Genomic DNA, 15,022 nt, shown 5'->3' on the forward strand with positions numbered 1-15,022 from the left:
GAAAACGAAAACGAAAACGAAAAGCAGGACCAGGACGAGAACCAGTAAAACCAGGACCAAAAGCTGAAGCAGTGACAGAAGGGAAACTATTAGTGCCGACTGTCGGGAGCGGACAGGCTACTTAACAGAACAGATTGATAGAGTTGGAGAGTTAGATAATAGGTATGTAGAGCAGTAAGAGATGAGTTTAATTTGGAACTTGGGCGGCGCGGGAGGGATGCATGGGATGTTAAACCGAAGACCGATTGTGTGGTTCGCGGTATGTTGGGTGTTTGGGAGCGCGACAGCGGCGGCGTTGTCAGCAGCCGCGCTGGGAGTTGCAGTGGCAGCGCTAGTTGTAACAGCGCTGGCTCTTGTGCTTTGCAGGCAGGCGACGCCGCGTCTAGCCGTCGTGTGCCTGCTTGGCTGCGCGGTCGCCGCAGGGGAGCGGTTGTGGGCGGATGCCCGCAACGTGACGGCGCTGCCCGAGCTGCTTGCCGCCGCAGAGGCGGCGGTAACGCCGAACACTTCCTATCAGGTGGAGGTGTCTGGCGTAATTGGGTCGGCGGTCGAGATCGACGGCGACCGCGCGATGTTTCGCGTGACGGCGGAGACCGTCAGCGTGCAAGGCGAAGCGGCGCCGCGGCGGATGCGCGAGCGCCTGCTTGTGCATGTGCGGCTGGAGCAGCAGCCGCACCAGGCGGTCGCCGCCGCGTGGCAGCGCGGCGACCGCGTGCGCATAGCCGGCGAGCTTACGCTGCCGGCAAGCGCATCCAATAGCGGCGGCTTTGATTACCGCCGCTATCTAAGCAGCCAGAAGATGCACTGGCTGCTCAAAGCAAAGGGCATCGGCGCCGTCGAAGTGTCGCCGGGCCCTGGGTGGACCGCGGCCGCGCTGCTCGGCCGCGTCGACCAGGCGCGCGGATGGCTCGGCGCGCGCCTCGGATGCATGTACCCGTCCGATCAGTCCGGGTACATGCAAGGTCTGGTCCTCGGCATACGCGAGGACCTCGACCCCCAGCAGTTCCAGCAATTTTCGAGACTTGGCTTAACGCATATATTGGCTATCTCGGGTCTTCATGTTGCTGTTTTTATGTACGTGCTTGGAGCTGCTCTCCGCTTTATGAGAATGACGCGGGAGCGAATGCTTGTGACGCTTATGTTCGCCGTGCCGGTCTACGTACTGCTCTCCGGGGCATCGCCTTCCGTCATACGCGCTGGCCTAATGGCTGTGCTGGGCTTGCTTGCCGCGCGTATGGACAAGCTGAAGGACGGTTTGCATCTGCTTGCGGCAGCAGCGGTTATTATGCTCGCTTGGGAGCCCTACTTTATTGGAGATGTGAGCTTCCAACTAAGTTTTATTGTAACGGCTGGACTGATAATCGGCGTGCCACGACTGCGAAAAACGATGCCAGAGTGGAAAAGAGGAAGGTGGCTGCTCGATTTGACCGCCGTAACCGTGGTGGCCCAAGCAGCATCGTTTCCGGTTTCGATCTATTATTTTAACCAGTTTCATTTGCTCTCGCTGCCTGCAAATTTGCTGCTCGTCCCGTTTATTAGTTCCATCGTGATGCCGATTGGTGCGATAGCTTTGTTTATCGGATCATTCTGGTATCTTGGCGGTAAGCTGTTAGCTATAGCAAGCATCTATGGAAATAATCTGACCTTCTGGGTCGTCGATCAAATGGCGCAAGTTGATTTTTTACGTTCAATATGGGCAACTCCGCCAATTTGGTGGATAGCAGCCTGGTATGTATTGTTTATTGCTGCTGCCAGACTTCTCCCGTCAAAAAAGACCGTATCACAGGCTGAAGTTGAACAGTTGGATGAAACCGCCGATCTTTCCTTCCCGGATGAAGAGCGGGAGCCGCTTCCCTCACATTCTGTAACGAAATGGCGAAGCCGGGCTTTATGGCTTGTTGGGATAGGCACGGCAGCTCTTCTTATCTATGCTTATTACCCTGATCTGCTGAATCGGAACGGCAATGTACATATACTGGATGTTGGTCAAGGGGATGCAATCTATGTTCGGACGCCCGAAGGAAAAAGACTGCTGATTGACGGAGGCGGCACGTTAAGTTTCCGCAAGCCAGGCGAGGAGTGGAGGGACAGAAGCGATCCATTTGAGGTTGGAAAAAAGGTGCTCGTTCCCTTGTTGATGAAACGCGGCGTTCACGAGCTTGATTTGCTCGTCATTTCGCATTTGGATAGCGACCATATTCGAGGTTTGACCGCGGTGATTGAGACGATTCCAGTTAAAGGGATACTGTGGAACGGCAGCATGAAGGAGGTGGGAGACGCGCAAAGCTTATTGAAGCTTGCGGTAAAACAGAATATCCCGCTATACCGTGCGGAGGCTGGGCAGCAATGGAAACTTGGAAAAAGCACAGCATTAACGGTACTTTGGCCCGAGGCCGTTTCTGAAAATGAACAGGACAACATATTTATTGAGAAGGATCAAAATCCGCGAAGCGTTGTATTGCATTTAAGCATGTATAACAGCAGCTTTCTGTTTACAGGAGACATCGATTCGCCAACTGAAAGTGCTATTAACCATCTATGGCGTGATGCGCCGCCCATATCGGGTAATTGCTGCAGCAGCGTTGATATACTGAAGGTCGCTCATCATGGCAGCAGATATTCAACGTCAGATGAATGGCTCCGATTCTGGCAGCCCTATCAAGCAGTAGCTTCTGTTGGCGCGACGAACACATACGGTCATCCGCATCCAGATGTTATCGGCAGGCTAAAAGCTGCAGGCAGCGATTTCTTGCGAACCGATCAGTATGGTGAAGTTAGCTATAAGGCCAATAAGAAAGGGTTGTTCGTGAGCACAGTCAGGCATAGCAACTAGCAGAGCTCGAATGCTCGCCCATTTAGTGATTATGTATTATTCTCGTACGGTGAGGTAAGGGTAATGGTTTTGTGTAAAATCCTGTAATGCAAGTTTATTTATAATGATAATGATGAAAGTCGTGCTGGAAGTCCGCCTGTAAACCAATGTGTGGTTGTATAGTACCTAAAATTACTTAATCAAGTTGTTATCGACCCTATAGTTGAATTTGGTTGAAATGTTGTTCCTTCTTATTAAAGTTACGTACAACGAAGCTGGTTCGTTATACAACGAATGTAAATTCGTTATCAAGAGTCCATGCACTCCTCAACTCCTCTAGAACGAATCTAATTTCGCTAATCATGAACTTGAGTTCACGGATAGCGAAATTAGATTCGTTCTTTTAATCCGGTCAGTGTTACGGCAGACACGAACGAAGATAATTTCCTTAAATAGCGAATCAGGTTCGCTCCACTCAAGAGTCATAAGAAGCCCATCCACTATTGCAATCAACGAACATCGAGGGTCTGGATATGCGCAGCACGTCTACCAACGTCTAACAAAAGTCATTGTCATGTTTTGTTTACACCATCTATAAAGCACCAAGCATGAGCCAATATACATACCCGACAACCCTTCCATAATAAGTTCCAGAAGCCAATTTCTAGCGGTATCTGGCCTTTTCCACTAGCAACTCCCTCTATACGTAGTTGTTTTTTTTTGATATCCTTTACTGTGGAGTTTTCTATTTAATGCAGCACAAAACGAGCCTATTGAACTAGACTTCTCGTTTGAATATGCAATCCATAACAACATACTAAATAAAATAAAGTAATAATTCATTCATTAGTGCAACATTCATTGCAACCTGCTCGTCAAAGAGGTTGCAAGAGAGGAGGAGCCCTCGTGGTAGAGCCGGACCTCATTAGAGCCGCTCAGTCGGGAGATCGCGACGCTTTAATTACTCTTTTGCGAGAGATTGAAACTCATGTTTATCGGACAGCCTACTATATATTAAATAATGAGCAGGATGCGATGGATGCAGCGCAAGAAGCGCTGATTCGAATTTATACGAAAATCGGCTCATATGAAGAAAAGGCCCAGTTCAAAACATGGATACAACGAATAGTAACGAATATTTGTATCGACAAATTTAGAAGAAGCAAGCCAACCGTATCCATCGAGGAGCATGATATGGTTTTTCGAGAAAAGCAAAATGTGGAGAACGAGGTTATGTCCGCATACGCGATTCAAGATATTCGAACTGCCATTGACAAGCTGCCTGAACATCATCGTGCTGTCGTAGTCCTTCGCTATTTGCAGGACTTCTCTTATAACGAGATCGCAGATTCCCTTGATCTGCCGTTGAATACGGTCAAATCCTACTTATTCAGAGCTAGGCAACAGCTTCAAACGTTACTTCAAGATTATCAGAAAGGTGGTGTCCGGGGATGAATTGCCAAGAGGTGATTGAATTAATGCATAGGCAGCTTGACGGTGATCTTGACGAACAAGAGCATCAGCTTTTACTCAAGCATACCAGGCAATGTCCGGACTGCGCTGCGATGTTTGAACGGCTTAAGAAGCTGTCGTCCGAGCTTGAAAATTTACCTAGAGTAATGCCTAGCTATAGTTTGGTCGATGCGATTATGCCGCAGCTGGAACAGCTTGAGTCCTACCGCATTTCGGAAGCGGCCTCCGTGGAGACGCCCGAAGCGAAGCCGGGCGGCCGAAGTGCGCCGTCAAGGAGAAGAAAACCGGGATGGCGGATGTGGAGCGGTGCAATCGCAGCAAGCGTTGTGGCGGGTATGTTTATCGTTTCTTATAATGCAGGACTTTTTGAAAACGGTTCGAACGATAAGAGCTTCAGCAGTTCAGTAGCGGATTCGGCTACGGCAGATTCGAACAAATCGTCGATTTCGAGAGAAGTAAGAAAGTATGCGTTCGATGAACAGGGCGGCGAAGTGAATGTTGAATCCTTTAAGCATGAAGCGGCCAACTCGCCATCCAGCAAAGAGCTCCCAATTCCGATGTATCCTCAGAAAGACGATACTCAGAAAATTTTTACGGGTGAAGTGATTGACAAAAGCGGCGGCAATTCTTCGTCTGACGGCGGAGTAAACGGAAGCGCAACCGGTAGTGCACAGGAACCACCGCAACAAGGAATTGCGCCAGGCAGCCCTGCGCCGCTTACCGTTGCTTCCTCAGACGGCGTCTATGTCGCGCAGTCATCGGGCTTTGTCGTTCGTATTACGAAGGCGGACGAAGTTGTATTTGAAACGCCGCGCAAAAACGGGCAAATATCGAAATTGACCTGGTCGGAAGACAATAATCAATTGACTTACGAAATTCAGCTGGATCAAGGCGGCATGGAACGGTATGTCGTGGACTTGGCGCAGTTGAAGGAGACGAAGGCGGATCATTGATTTGAAAAAACGGCAGGTTATTCGCACACTTTTCGGTTCATGCGCGTATAGTGTAGAACAAAGAAGTCTGCGGCGAACCTTGATCGTCGTATGACCATCCGCAGGGACGGTACCATGGACCTGCCTGCCGGTGTTTATATAGATGTTCAGGGACAAAGGGATGAGGCCGAATAGGCGCATCCCTTTGTTGCCGTTCAATTGCAAACGGAGGGAGCAAGCGGCGGATGGATGCAAAAGAAGCACTAAAGGAAATTAAGAACGGTAAGTTTCGTCCTGCCTATGTGCTTTATGGCAGCGACCGGTACCGGATTCAACAATTCGCCGATACACTGGCTGAAGCGATGTTTACACCCGATGAGCGGGAGTTTGGCATTGTCAAATTCGATACGTCGGAGACGCTGATAGAAGAAGCGGCCCTTGAGGCAGAGACGCTTCCGTTTTTCGTGGAGCGCAAGCTCGTTATCGTCAAGGACGCGGCCGTATTTGCTGCTGGGGGCAAAGAGGGCGGCAAGCTGGAGCATAAGACGGAGCGGCTCCAACAATATCTCGATATTCCTTCGGAGACGACGGTGCTGTTGTTTATCGTCAATGCGGAGAAGCTGGACGAGCGGCGCAAGCTGGTTAAGATGCTGAAGGATCGTAATGCGCTATTGCCATTCCAGGAGCTTGATGCCTCAGAGCTGAAACGCTGGGTTGTGAAACGAGCGGAAGAGCAGCATCGTAAAATGACGCCGGAAGCAGCGGATCTGTTGCTTGCCCGGGTCGGCGCACACATGCAGCAGCTTGCGATTGAAATGGACAAGCTTTGCCTGCATGCCGGGGAAGGCGGTATTATCGGCGTTGAACAGACCGAGTTGTTAACCGCCTCGACCGTTGAAGAGGATGTTTTTGCACTTGTGGATTCCATTGCGGAGCTGCAAGTCGATAAAGCGCTGCGCCTGTACCGTTCACTGCTATTGCGGCGTGAGGAGCCGATTAAGATCGCAGCCCTCATTGCAAGACAACTGCGAATTATGCTGCAAATTAAAGAGCTGGAGCAGCATCGGTATACACCGCAGCAGATGGCGGGGCAATTAGGTCTCCATCCTTATGCAGTCAAGCTGGCAGCAGAGAAAAGCCGCAAGTTCGCTGTACAGCGCCTTGGCGTCCTGCTGGCATCCATCGCCGATCTGGATTACCGGATGAAAACCGGGGCCGTAGACAAAGTATTGGGCCTTGAGCTTTATTTACTGGCGCTTGGGTCAAAGCAAGGAGCATAGCAGCAGCTATGCTCTTTGTTTCTGTCCGGAAGACAGCGGTTTATTACTGATCTTACATCCTGCACGTTCCAGTTAGAAGAGCAATTCAAGCAAAAAAAGGCTTCACACTCCGGGAACCCGGGATGTGAAGCCTTTTTCGTGAAGCGGTGTCGCTTATTAAGCTTGTGCCGAAAGGGCGTTCAGCTTTTTAGCAAGACGAGATTTTTTGCGGGAAGCCGCATTTTTATGAATCAGGCCTTTAGTAACCGCTTTGTCCAATTTTTTCGTTGCAGCGACGAGAGCAGCTTTAGCTGCATCTACATCAGTGCCAGCGATTGCTTGGTCAGCAGATTTAACAGCCGTACGAAGCGCGGATTTTTGGGAAGCGTTCAAAGCGCGACGTTTTTCGCTCGTTTTAACGCGTTTGATTGCGGATTTAATGTTTGGCATCGAGTTTCACCTCCTACATAGTTTGCCGAAAAAGCATAGTGCGTAAGTTGGTTCTATTCTAAGTAAACAACTTAAAATATATTACCATGCGCACGTCTTAAAAGCAAGAGCTGGAAGGATGTCGAGGGTGAAAGTATGAAATGCCGCCTCTTGCAAACAATAACGGAAGAAACTTGGCACTTCTTCGAAGGGAGACAGACAATATCGTGAGCAATCTGGACTTGCAGCAATATAATGTACGCACCGATCTGGCGCTGGAGGCAAAGGAGATCGCGGAACAGTCGGGCGGCGGCAGCCCGATACCCGGCATCGTATCCAAAACATTTGAGGATAATGGCATTACAATTACGGAGCTTGAGGTGCAGAATGAGCAGGGCTCGCAGGCCATTGGCAAAGTGCTCGGCAATTACTTAACACTGGAGGTGCCGGAGCTTCGGAATCAAGATACGGAGCTTCAGGACCGTGTAGCTACGCATTTCGCCAAGCACTTCGAATCGTTCCTGCAGCGGGTGGGCGTAGGCAAGACAGCCCGGGTGCTGATTGTGGGGCTTGGCAACTGGAACGTTACGCCCGATGCGCTTGGACCGCTCGTTGTGGAGAATGTTATGGTGACCCGACAGTTTTTCGAGCTTATGCCTGATCAAGTTGCGCCCGGATACCGTGCAGTCAGTGCCGTTGCCCCTGGCGTGCTTGGCATCACCGGTATTGAATCGAGCGAAATTGTACACGGTATCGTCGAGAAGACGAAGCCTGATGTAGTGATTGCGATTGACGCACTTGCATCCCGTTCGCTGGAGCGCGTTAATACGACGATTCAAATTGCCGACATCGGCATCCACCCCGGCTCAGGCATCGGCAACAAACGGAAAGGGCTGACGAAAGAAATCTTGGGCATTCCGGTCATTGCAATTGGTGTTCCAACTGTCGTATATGCATCAACAATCGTCAACAGTGCGATTGATCTGATGCGCGGACATATGGCTGCGAACAAAGCGGACAATAATCAAGTGTTCGGCCTCATGAACCAGATGGATGAGCGGGAGCGTCTGCAGCTTGTAAAAGAAGTGCTCCATCCCATCGGCCATGATTTGCTCGTGACACCCAAAGAAATCGATCAGTTTATTGAGGATATCGCCAATATTATTGCCAGCGGCTTGAACGCCGCTTTGCACGACGCGGTAGACACCGATAACGTTGCGGCCTATACTCATTAGCCAATTAGCTAGCTATACAGCAATCAACCATACCGACGTCCGTTGCGGCAGCATACGGTCACGTCGGTTTTTTTATGCGGTAATTTCAGCTTTATATGAATCTATTAAATTTTCAAGTCCAGTATATTCGTATAATCGGTTCTATCAGCCCCCCGAAGTTCATAGATTAATAGCATCTAACCTTTGGACAATGGCGGGAGGTCATTATGAGACGAATTATGTTGCTGGATGTTGCGCGAGAGAGCAGAAGGCTGCGCCAATTGCTCGTGACGGGAAGGACGTTTGCCATCTTATCATTCTGCTCCATGCTGTTTTTTGTCGCGATTGGGCTAGCTGGTATGGCGCATCAACGGTCGGACGCAGCGCCCATATCTTCGATGAAAGGATTTGCAGCAGCCGTTTCAAGCGGCCTTTTTGGGGACATGCTGGAGATGGAGATGCCTGCCTTTCAAAGCGAGACGAAATCGGAGCCGTTGAACAACAAACAAATTAGCAGCTTTCTTATTAGGCTGATGACCGATATTAATCCAAGTGATCCCAAGAGCCTGCTTGCCGGAGAAATTCCTGGTATGGGCGCAAATAAATCATTCCTTATCCGCAAGGGAGTCGGTACCGATACGGCAATCGGCCCGGAGGACAACGTCCCGATTCCAGGTATGGAAGGGGATGGAGACGGGGTGGCAGAGCCAGATACTGCTGATCCAACGACGCCTCCGGTACAAACGCCAGAGCCGACCGAAGCTCCTGATCCCGAACCGAATATCGGCGGCCACTCGACGAACGGACGAAAAATCGCATTCATCTATCATTCTCATAACCGCGAATCCTGGTACCCGGAGTTGAAAAGCACGGTGAAGGATCCTAACTCCGATACGAAAAATATTACGCTGGTCGGCAAACGGTTAGCTTCCAAGCTTGAGGAGCAGGGTGTAGGAGCGATGCATTCCGACACCGACTATCCGACAGCGATTAAAGATTATCGCTGGGAGCTTTCCTACAAATATTCGATGAAGACAGTCAAGGAAGCGATGGCAAGCAGCAAGGACTTGAAGTTTTTCTTTGACATCCACCGCGATTCGCAAAAACGCAAATATACGACAGTTGACATCGGCGGCAAAAGCTATGCTCAGGTCTACTTTATCATCGGTCATAAAAATCCGGATTGGAAGCAGAACGAAACGTTCGCGACCCAAATTCACGATGAGCTGGAAAAACAATATCCGGGCATTTCCAGAGGGATCTACGGTAAGACGGCTGCTACCGGCAACGGCGAGTACAACCAGTCGCTAGCCGAGGACAGCGTTCTGATTGAAATCGGCGGCGTCGATAATACGCTGCAAGAAAGCTACAGGACAGCGGATGTGCTGGCCAAAATCATTGCGGATATTTACTGGGACGCGGAGAAGGTAACTGCACCAAAAAGCTAAGAGGAGGGCTCAGTATGAAACGAAGCGCACTAAAATGGACGATACTGGGGGGAGTGCTCGTTTTTATCGTCTTATATGCGATGGAAATGTCGCAATCCGGCATTGAACGGATCTATGGGCCGATCGAGGGCGGTCAAACCTCCGTTACATTGCCGTCCGCACAATCTGCCGGTTCGGGAAACAGCGATGAAGGCGTTGTCGACGGCGGCTCCCGCCCCTCTTCCGGTATGTCGGCTGCTGCTGAGAAAAAGATCGCTAAGCTGGAGAAGGAGCTGGCGGAAGTAAGAGAAATTGCCGAGCGCGGCAGCCGCCGGGAAAGGCTCCCCGGTATTGATGGCGGATCGCATGAGCCGGCTGTCAACAAGCTGGCAGACGGCACCTCTGGATTTCTGCAATCCGTCACGACCGGCGGTATTAAATTTGTCGTTTCCCTGTTCGATTCCGTAACAAACTAGCCGCTGCCGAAACGCATTATGTAATGCGCATTGCTGGCAATCCACCAAACTGATATAATAGATGGAATATTGGACTGTGTGGGGGTTAGGCATGACTGACGTTCGTGACCGGCAAAAGAAAATAAGAAATTTTTCAATTATTGCTCATATTGACCATGGCAAGTCTACGCTTGCGGACCGTATTCTCGAGTTTACCGGGGCTTTGACCTCGCGCGAGATGCAGGAGCAGGTACTGGACCAAATGGATTTGGAGCGGGAACGCGGCATTACGATAAAGCTGCAAGCGGTTCGTCTTACATACAAGGCGGATGACGGCGAAGAATATTTGCTCAACTTGATTGATACGCCGGGACATGTCGACTTTACTTATGAAGTATCGCGAAGCATGGCAGCCTGCGAAGGCGCATTGCTTGTCGTCGATGCGGCGCAAGGGATTGAAGCACAGACGCTGGCTAACGTATATTTGGCTCTGGAAAGCAACCTGGAAATATTGCCTGTTATTAATAAAATCGATCTGCCAAGCGCCGAGCCGGAGCGCGTCAAGCAAGAGATCGAAGATGTAATCGGCCTTGACGCCAGCGATGCTGTTCTTGCTTCGGCTAAAGCCGGCATCGGCATTAAGGAAATTTTGGAGCAGGTCGTTCAGAAGGTGCCAGCGCCGACAGGCGATCCGGACAATCCGCTTAAAGCGCTCATTTTCGACTCGCACTACGATCCTTATAAAGGGGTAATCGTTTACGTACGGGTAATTGACGGCAGCATTAAAGCGGGCAAAAAAATCCGCTTCATGGCAACTGGCGCTGAGTTCGAAGTTATCGAAGTAGGTGCGTTCAAGCCCCGCATGTCGATTGTCGACGAGCTGGCAGTTGGCGACGTTGGGTTTGTCGTTGCAGGCATCAAGAACGTTAAGGACACTCGCGTCGGTGATACGATTACAGAGGCGAAGCGTCCTGCACCTGAGGCGCTGCCAGGCTACCGGAAGATCAATCCGATGGTATTCTGCGGTCTGTATCCCATTGAGACGCAGGATTACAACGACCTTCGCGAAGCACTGGAGAAGCTGGAGCTTAATGACGCCTCTCTCCGCTATGAGCCGGAGACGTCTACGGCGCTTGGCTTCGGATTCCGCTGCGGCTTCCTCGGACTGCTCCATATGGAGATCATTCAGGAGCGTATCGAGCGTGAATTCAACATTCCGCTTATTACGACAGCACCAAGCGTTATTTACCGCGTGACACTGACGAACGGAACAGTTCTCGATATCGACAACCCTTCCAACTACCCCGAAGCGGGCAAGCTGGAGTATGTCGAGGAGCCGTACGTTAAAGCAGCTATTATTGTGCCGAATGATTTTGTTGGCGCCATTATGGAGCTTTGCCAAGGCAAGCGCGGCGAATTTGTTAATATGGAGTATCTGGATACGAACCGCGTTACGCTCACGTATGAGATTCCGTTGTCGGAAATCGTATATGATTTCTTTGATCAATTGAAATCCAGTACGAAGGGCTACGCGTCCTTCGATTATGAAGTATCGGGTTACCGTCGTTCCAATCTGGTCAAAATGGACATTATGCTCAACAGCGAACAGGTTGATGCCTTGTCCGTCATCGTCCACCGCGACCGAGCTTACCACCGCGGACGGGTTATTTGCCAGAAGATGAAAGAGCTTATTCCGCGTCAAATGTTTGAAGTGCCTGTTCAGGCATCGATCGGCACGAAGGTTATTGCCAGAGAGACGGTCAAAGCGATGCGTAAGAACGTATTGGCCAAATGTTATGGCGGCGACATCAGCCGGAAGCGGAAGCTGCTCGATAAGCAGAAGGAAGGCAAGAAGCGCATGAAGCAGGTCGGCAGCGTTGAGGTGCCGCAGGAAGCGTTCATGGCGGTTCTGAAGATCGACGAGGATTAAACCTAAGGCATACAATCGACAGGCTTACAGGAGAGCAGATTGCGGCCTCCCCGTAAGCCTGTCGTTTTATCGTTATATAGGAAAAAAGCCGCCTTGCGGCTGTTTGACAAGAGAGGAGGATTTGCAATGACCGCGATTCATGCAGCGCCGAGGGCGCTTTATATTCATATCCCGTTTTGTACGAATAAGTGCCACTATTGCGATTTCACTTCTTATGTTCTAAAAGGCCAGCCTGTGGACGATTATTTGGACGCGCTCGAAAGAGAGATGGTGATGACGACCGCTGCGATGCCGCCCCAAATGATCGATACCGTCTTCGTCGGAGGCGGTACCCCTACGGTCCTGACCCCTCCGCAAATGGAACGATTCCTGGCTTCGGTCAAGCGGCATTTCCCGCTGTCTGAGCAAGTGGAGTTTACGATGGAAGCCAATCCCGGAACGACAGATCCTGAGAAGCTTGCTGCCATGTTCGCAGGCGGGGTAAACCGGATCAGCTTTGGCGTGCAGTCGTTCAACAACGCCTTGCTGGAGAAGATCGGACGCATTCATAATGTAGACGATGTATATCGAAGTCTGGAGAATGCTCGCGCAGCGGGCTTTACGAATTTATCGATCGACTTGATGTTCGGTTTGCCGGGTCAGACCGTGGAGACGTTGGAGGACAGCGTCGAGAAGGCGCTGGCGCTCGAGCTTCCTCATTATTCGCTATACAGCTTGAAGGTAGAAGAAAATACGCTGTTTCATAAGCTCTATCAGCGCGACGAGCTGCCGCTCCCGTCGGAGGATGAGGAGTTTTCGATGTATACCCATCTGATGGACCGCCTGAAGGGTGCTGGCTATCAGCACTATGAGATTAGCAACTTTGCCCGTCCTGGCTATGAGGGCCGCCACAACTCCACCTACTGGCGCAATGAGCCGTATTACGGACTAGGCGCTGGAGCACACGGCTATGCGGGCAGAGAACGTCATATTAATGTAAAAGGCGTTCAGCCCTATATCGATTACACGCTGACCAAGCTTCCGCGGCTGGAAACGAATGCAGTATCCGAACTGGAAGCGATCGAAGACTTTATGATGGTTGGCTTGCGGCTGCTTGAAGGCGTGCGCGCCTCAAGCTTCGCCAAGCAATTTCCGGGCAAGACGCTGGAGCAGATCTTTGGGCCGATCATCGAGAAGCTGCTGAAAGACGGCTTGCTGGAACGCATTGAAGAAGCCGATGATTATGGCTACAGACTGACGGATAAAGGCGTTTTATTCGGCAATGACGTGTTCGGTTCTTTCATCGGATTGGAAGAGGAAGCTGCCCGCTAAATTTTTGTGAAATTGCCTCTTGATAAAACATGCGTACCGCTGTATATTTATTCAATAGATTAAATATGCACCGGGTGGAGGCGAAGGCGGAGTGATGGCAACGGAAAGTTTGCAGGCAGTATGCAGAGTCGCGACAGCGGACGATGTGGATACGTTATTTGAATTAATTAAAGGCTACGCGGAACAGGGAATTATGTTGCCCAGGTCGAAGGAGGCGCTCCTGCGTCAGATCTCAACCTTCGTTGTAGCAGAGGTCGGACAAGAGGTTGTCGGCTGCGGCGCGCTCACCCGGCTCGGATCTGAGCTTGTAGAAATTCGCTCGCTCGGTATGACGGAAGGCTATAAGGGTCTTGGCATTGGCAGCAAGCTGGTCGACTTTCTTATCGCGCAAGCCATAGAGCAAGGCATTCCCAAAATTATGGCTTTAACCTATGCGGTTCCGTTCTTTTTGCGGAATGGCTTCAGTATCGTCGACAAAGAAATTTTTCCGGAGAAAGTATGGACGGATTGCGTAAATTGTCCGAAGCAGCATGCCTGCGATGAAATTGCAGTGCTGCGGGTGCTGATCGAATAGATGAATAGCCGTGTGAAAACGGGATGAAAGGCCAAAATGCCAAACCGACTTGACAATCGTCAAGCTGGTTTGGTATTTTTGTATTAATGATTAGCACTCGACTTTAATGAGTGCTAACGATGAGGCGAGAACGGCCGTATTGACATAGGCATATAATTGGGGAGGGATTTGGAATGTTGACTGATCGGCAACGAATGATACTGAATGCGATAATCGACGATTACATCCGCTCGGCGGAGCCTGTCGGATCACGAAGCATATCTAAACGAGGCGACGTTGGCTTCAGCCCCGCTACGATTCGCAACGAAATGGCGGATCTGGAGGAGCTTGGCTTTCTGGAGCAGCCGCATACGTCGGCAGGCCGTATTCCCTCTACCAAAGGATATCGCTATTACGTCGATCATCTCGTCAATTTTAATGAAGTCAATGAACAAGACCTGACGAAAGTACGTTCTTTTTTCTCTGAAAAAGTGAATGAAATGGAGCAGGTTATCCAGCATGCGGCCATGATCTTGTCCAATTTGACGAATTACACATCGATCTTGCTTGGACCGGAAATGTTCAGCACGTCGCTTAAGCATTTCAGTCTGGTACCGCTTGATGCCACTTCAGCCGTAGCGATTATCGTAACGAACACAGGGCATGTCGAAAACCGGACCATCCAAATTCCGCCAGGCGTGAGCATGGAGGAAATGGAGAAGGTTGTTCGGATTTTGAACACGAAGCTGGTAGGTGTTCCGCTTATTCGCTTGAAGTCTAAGCTGCACGCCGAAATGGGCCAGGAGCTGGATCGTTACATCGATCATTGCGAAGAAGTGCTGGGTGTTCTCGACAAAGCGCTGCAAAGCGACGATGAGCACCGCATCTTTCTTAGCGGGACGACGAATATGCTGACGCAGCCGGAGTTCAAGGATGTCGACAAAGTGAAGACAATTTTGGATTTGCTGGATGAAACCCCTGCTATCATGAAAATGTTTTCTGCGCTTCCTTCGGGTATACAAGTCCGCATCGGAACAGAAAATGACCAAGAGGCTATCGCGAACTGCAGCTTAATAACCGCCACCTATTCAGTGGATGGGCAGTCGCTAGGCACAATCGGCATTCTTGGACCGACAAGGATGGAGTACGGTAAAGTCATTAGTCTGCTTAATATTATTTCGAAGGATATGGCGCTTATGCTAGGCCGTTGGTATAAATAAGGAGGTG

12 protein-coding genes are annotated in these 15,022 nt (G+C 50.4%); 11 read left to right on the top strand and 1 reads right to left on the bottom strand.

Going from position 1 to position 15,022, the window contains the following annotated elements; all coding sequences use genetic code 11:
• The first annotated feature begins 226 nt into the window (after nt 1-226).
• The 4 genes from IEX98_RS03050 (at nt 227) to holA (ending at nt 6,497) form a co-directional block, all read left to right on the top strand.
• Nucleotides 227-2,833, top strand: a complete 2,607-nt coding sequence (locus tag IEX98_RS03050) for a DNA internalization-related competence protein ComEC/Rec2 (protein WP_188887448.1) — start codon at nt 227-229, stop codon at nt 2,831-2,833.
• Between the two features lie 885 nt (nt 2,834-3,718).
• Nucleotides 3,719-4,267, top strand: a complete 549-nt coding sequence (locus IEX98_RS03055) for an RNA polymerase sigma factor (protein WP_042162806.1) — start codon at nt 3,719-3,721, stop codon at nt 4,265-4,267.
• Nucleotides 4,264-5,238 (top strand): anti-sigma factor family protein, encoded by a 975-nt coding sequence (locus tag IEX98_RS03060; protein ID WP_188887449.1) that lies wholly within the window; start codon nt 4,264-4,266, stop codon nt 5,236-5,238. The genes IEX98_RS03055 and IEX98_RS03060 overlap by 4 nt, the downstream gene beginning before the upstream one ends.
• A gap of 224 nt (nt 5,239-5,462) precedes the next feature.
• Nucleotides 5,463-6,497: a DNA polymerase III subunit delta gene (gene holA / locus IEX98_RS03065; RefSeq protein ID WP_188887450.1), complete on the top strand. Its 1,035-nt coding sequence runs from the start codon at nt 5,463-5,465 to the stop codon at nt 6,495-6,497.
• A 156-nt stretch (nt 6,498-6,653) separates the two neighbouring features.
• Here holA and rpsT read toward each other — a convergent pair whose 3' ends face one another.
• The gene (gene rpsT / locus IEX98_RS03070; RefSeq protein WP_042162805.1) at nt 6,654-6,926 is read right to left on the bottom strand and encodes a 30S ribosomal protein S20; all 273 of its coding nucleotides are present in this window, start codon (nt 6,924-6,926) and stop codon (nt 6,654-6,656) included.
• A 206-nt stretch (nt 6,927-7,132) separates the two neighbouring features.
• On the opposite strand from rpsT, the gene gpr reads away from it, so the two are divergent.
• From gpr to hrcA, 7 genes are all read left to right on the top strand, one after another.
• On the top strand, nt 7,133-8,140 hold the full coding sequence (gene gpr, locus IEX98_RS03075) for a GPR endopeptidase (RefSeq protein ID WP_229691947.1): 1,008 nt from the start codon (nt 7,133-7,135) through the stop codon (nt 8,138-8,140).
• Between the two features lie 206 nt (nt 8,141-8,346).
• On the top strand, nt 8,347-9,567 hold the full coding sequence (locus tag IEX98_RS03080; RefSeq protein WP_188887452.1) for a stage II sporulation protein P: 1,221 nt from the start codon (nt 8,347-8,349) through the stop codon (nt 9,565-9,567).
• A gap of 14 nt (nt 9,568-9,581) precedes the next feature.
• Nucleotides 9,582-10,022, top strand: coding sequence for a hypothetical protein (locus IEX98_RS03085; RefSeq protein WP_188887453.1), 441 nt, complete (start codon nt 9,582-9,584; stop codon nt 10,020-10,022).
• Between the two features lie 91 nt (nt 10,023-10,113).
• A complete protein-coding gene (gene lepA, locus IEX98_RS03090; RefSeq protein WP_188887454.1) occupies nt 10,114-11,931 on the top strand; it encodes a translation elongation factor 4 in 1,818 nt (605 codons plus the stop codon).
• 126 nt (nt 11,932-12,057) lie between these two features.
• On the top strand, nt 12,058-13,242 hold the full coding sequence (gene hemW, locus IEX98_RS03095) for a radical SAM family heme chaperone HemW (RefSeq protein WP_188887455.1): 1,185 nt from the start codon (nt 12,058-12,060) through the stop codon (nt 13,240-13,242).
• A 94-nt stretch (nt 13,243-13,336) separates the two neighbouring features.
• Entirely contained in the window at nt 13,337-13,816 is a 480-nt protein-coding gene (locus IEX98_RS03100; protein ID WP_042162798.1) for an N-acetyltransferase, read from the top strand.
• A 173-nt stretch (nt 13,817-13,989) separates the two neighbouring features.
• The gene (hrcA, locus tag IEX98_RS03105; RefSeq protein WP_188887456.1) at nt 13,990-15,015 is read left to right on the top strand and encodes a heat-inducible transcriptional repressor HrcA; all 1,026 of its coding nucleotides are present in this window, start codon (nt 13,990-13,992) and stop codon (nt 15,013-15,015) included.
• Nucleotides 15,016-15,022 lie beyond the last annotated feature (7 nt).

This window comes from Paenibacillus radicis (ex Gao et al. 2016) (assembly GCF_014641555.1).
GTDB classification, from domain to species: Bacteria; Bacillota; Bacilli; order Paenibacillales; family Paenibacillaceae; genus Pristimantibacillus; species Pristimantibacillus radicis.

Coding starts and splice junctions, on each gene's coding strand:
- IEX98_RS03050 (WP_188887448.1), top strand. CDS start 227: ATGTTAAACCGAAGACCGATTGTGTGGTTCGCGGTATGTTGGGTGTTT.
- IEX98_RS03060 (WP_188887449.1), top strand. CDS start 4,264: ATGAATTGCCAAGAGGTGATTGAATTAATGCATAGGCAGCTTGACGGT.
- holA (WP_188887450.1), top strand. CDS start 5,463: ATGGATGCAAAAGAAGCACTAAAGGAAATTAAGAACGGTAAGTTTCGT.
- rpsT (WP_042162805.1), bottom strand. CDS start 6,926: ATGCCAAACATTAAATCCGCAATCAAACGCGTTAAAACGAGCGAAAAA.
- IEX98_RS03080 (WP_188887452.1), top strand. CDS start 8,347: ATGAGACGAATTATGTTGCTGGATGTTGCGCGAGAGAGCAGAAGGCTG.
- IEX98_RS03085 (WP_188887453.1), top strand. CDS start 9,582: ATGAAACGAAGCGCACTAAAATGGACGATACTGGGGGGAGTGCTCGTT.
- lepA (WP_188887454.1), top strand. CDS start 10,114: ATGACTGACGTTCGTGACCGGCAAAAGAAAATAAGAAATTTTTCAATT.
- hemW (WP_188887455.1), top strand. CDS start 12,058: ATGACCGCGATTCATGCAGCGCCGAGGGCGCTTTATATTCATATCCCG.
- IEX98_RS03100 (WP_042162798.1), top strand. CDS start 13,337: ATGGCAACGGAAAGTTTGCAGGCAGTATGCAGAGTCGCGACAGCGGAC.
- hrcA (WP_188887456.1), top strand. CDS start 13,990: ATGTTGACTGATCGGCAACGAATGATACTGAATGCGATAATCGACGAT.